Genomic DNA, 501 nt, shown 5'->3' with positions numbered 1-501 from the left:
CGACGTCACCTCCGACATGACCATCGCCCAGGAGGAGATCTTCGGCCCCGTGCTGTCGATCCTCCCGTATGAGGACGAGGACGACGCCCTGCGCATCGCCAACGGCACCGTGTACGGCCTCGGCGGAGCCGTCTGGGCGGCGGACGCGGAGACCGCGACGGCCTTCGCCCGCCGCATGGACACCGGGCAGGTGGACATCAACGGGGGCCGCTTCAACGTGCGGGCGCCATTCGGTGGGTACAAGCAGTCGGGTGTCGGCCGCGAGTTGGGCCCGCACGGCCTGGGGGAGTACCTCCAGACCAAGTCCCTGCAGTTCTGAATCCCGGAAGTACGGAGACGACGACCATGGTCCGCGCCGCCATCCTGCCCGCCGTCGGAGCCCCGCTGGAGATACGGGAGATCGTGCTGCCCGAACCCGGCCCCGGTCAGGTCCGGGTGCGGCTCGCCGCAGCCGGGGTCTGCCACTCCGACCTCTCCCTCAGCAACGGCACCATGCGGGTT

1 protein-coding gene and 1 pseudogene are annotated in these 501 nt (G+C 70.1%); both read left to right on the top strand.

Annotated elements, in window-relative coordinates:
* On the top strand, positions 1-319 hold a 319-nt coding region (locus G3I71_RS46775), incomplete at its 5' end, for an aldehyde dehydrogenase family protein (RefSeq protein ID WP_164325031.1).
* A gap of 26 nt (positions 320-345) precedes the next feature.
* A pseudogene (locus G3I71_RS46770) lies at positions 346-501 on the top strand (alcohol dehydrogenase); the annotation flags it as partial.

Source organism: Streptomyces sp. SID12501 (assembly GCF_010550245.1).
In the GTDB taxonomy this organism is placed as follows: domain Bacteria; phylum Actinomycetota; class Actinomycetes; order Streptomycetales; family Streptomycetaceae; genus Streptomyces.
The sequence above is the reverse complement of the archived record's forward strand: the minus strand, read 5'-3'. Positions and strand labels throughout refer to the sequence as shown.